The 2,158-nt window shown below is 75.3% G+C and carries 2 protein-coding genes; both read right to left on the bottom strand.

Going from position 1 to position 2,158, the window contains the following annotated elements; all coding sequences use genetic code 11:
* Positions 1-786 (bottom strand): condensation domain-containing protein (locus NH339_RS18015; protein ID WP_253027374.1); only part of this gene is annotated, 786 nt, incomplete at its 3' end.
* The coding region (locus NH339_RS18010) for a condensation domain-containing protein (protein WP_253027372.1) at positions 767-2,158 on the bottom strand (1,392 nt) is incomplete at its 5' end. The genes NH339_RS18010 and NH339_RS18015, both read right to left, overlap by 20 nt.

Genomic DNA, 2,158 nt, shown 5'->3' with positions numbered 1-2,158 from the left:
GTCGCCGAGCCGGTCCGCGACGTCGGCGTCGCCCAGCACCGACACCTCGGTGCGTTGCGCGGCGCGCTCGCCGGGCTCGACGCCCAACGACAGCGGGAAGGTCGGCAGGCGGTGGTCCTGGCGCGCGAGGAAGTCGTGCCAGGACCGCAGTCGCGCGTCGTCGGGGGCCACGCGCGGCGGCGGGTCGGCCAGCCCTGCGACGAAGCACGACGTCTCGGGCAGGTCGGGTGCTCGCCCGTCGTGCGCGAGGCCGGTGTAGACGGTGTGGAGGTCGTCGACCAGCACGGCGAGGGAGTAGGCGTCGACGTGGAGGTGGTCGAGCCCGAGCACGACCGTCGAGCGGTCCGGGCGCGAGATCGCTGCGGGCCAGAACGCCGGGTACGACAGCGGCCAGCACGCGGCGTCGAGCTGGCGACGCACGTGGTCGCGGGTCTCGTCCACGGTCGACGTGCGCACGTCGGCACGTCGGGTCCAGCGCAGGTCGGCTGCGTCGTGGTGCCTGCCGTGCACGGCACCGTCGACCACCTCCGCGCCGACCCGGAGAGCACTGTGCCGTGCTACGACCGCCCGGTAGGCCCCCTCGAGCGCGGCCACGTCGACAGGACCCTCGACGTCGAACCCCGCGGCCATCCACACCGACGGCTCCCCTGCCACCGCCCCGGCGAGGTGGTTGCGCTGGTTGAGGGAGAGGTCGACGCGACGTCGCGGGAGGACCCCGGGCTCGACGTCCCAGGAGACGACCGTGCCCGGCGCGGGCGTCCAGAGGTCAGCCGACGTGACCAGCACGGCTGGTCTCCACCTCGGGCAGCGACGTGGACCCCTCGGCCAGCGCCCTGGCCACGCGAGCCAGCACCGCGGAGTACCGCGCGACGGCGTCGTGCGCCTCGGGGGTGTCGGGGTGCTGCAGCCCGACGTAGAGACGCTCCGCGTCGCGGTTGACCCACATCGAGGCGTTGGCCGTGCGGCCCTCGCCCGTGAAGTGCACCCCGCGCTCGTGCGCGGGCCGGCCCGCCCCGGGGAAGCGACGGACGTCGAGGTAGGAGACCAGCTGCGGCGACCCCACGCCGTCGGGCCCGAGGACTCCCGTCCGCAGCATCTCGGCCAGCGCGACGTGCGCCGGCATGCGCGACGTGCGACGGCCGGCCTCGAAACCGGCGTGCGCGGCGACCAGCAGGGCGTCGAGGTCGTCGGCGTGCGGCGCGACCTCGAACAGCACGGGCGCGAAGGTGCAGAACCAGCCGTGCGACCGCAGGTACGGACCGGTGTCGCGCGCGCCCAGCACCGTCACACCGGCGTAGGTCGCGCGGTCCGCGAGCAGGTGGTCAGTCGCCGCGAGCGCCGCGAACACCGCGGAGACCGTCCGCACGCCGAGCGCGCGGCACCGGGCGTCCAGACGCGAGGCGGCCTCGGCGTCGAGCAGGTCGTAGGACGCGATGTGCACAGGCGCCGTCGCACCGGGCTCGAGACCGAGGTCGAGCGGGAAGGACGGCAGACGTCCGCCTTGGGACTCGACCAGGTCGGTCCAGGCACGCACCTCGGGCGAGGACGGGTCGTAGGTGGCGGCGCGGGCGCGTTCCTCGGCCGCGAAGACGCCGAACGGACCCGACTCCTCCGGGGTCGGCAGTGCCCCCTCGACCAGGGCGGGACCACCGGCCTCGGCCACCTCGGCCGCGTAGAGGTCGGCGAGCTCGGAGGCGACCATGAGCTGCGACGCGCCGTCGGTGAAGGCGTGGTCGCAGCCCCAGAAGAGGCCGAACCCGTCGGCGTGCTCGACCGCGCCGAGGACGAACCCCGGCCAGGCGTCGGGTCGGCAGGCGGCGTCGAAGGTCCGGACCAGGTGCGCCTGGAGCGCCTCGTCCCACGAGCCGTCCTCGACCTCCAGATCCTGCACGTCGACGACCGCGTGCTCGACGTCGGCGACCGGCACCACGTGACGGACGGGCACCTCCCCGCTCAGGTCGAACCAGGACCGCAGGCCCTCGTGCGTCGTCACCAGCCGCGTGAGGGCACGGGCGAGGGCGTCGCGGTCGAGCGGGCCGTCGAGCTCGGTCGCCACGCCGGTCCAGGCGCGGTGCACGCCGCCTGCGCGCCGACGGGCGGCGTAGGCCCGCAGGTGGTCGGCCTGCAGGAACGACGGCGGCGCGCTGTCGACGGGCGC

The sequence above is a fragment of the Aeromicrobium sp. CnD17-E genome (assembly GCF_024124745.1).
GTDB lineage: Bacteria > Actinomycetota > Actinomycetes > Propionibacteriales > Nocardioidaceae > Aeromicrobium.
Note: the sequence above shows the minus strand (reverse complement) of the source record. Positions and strands in the feature narration are given on the sequence as shown.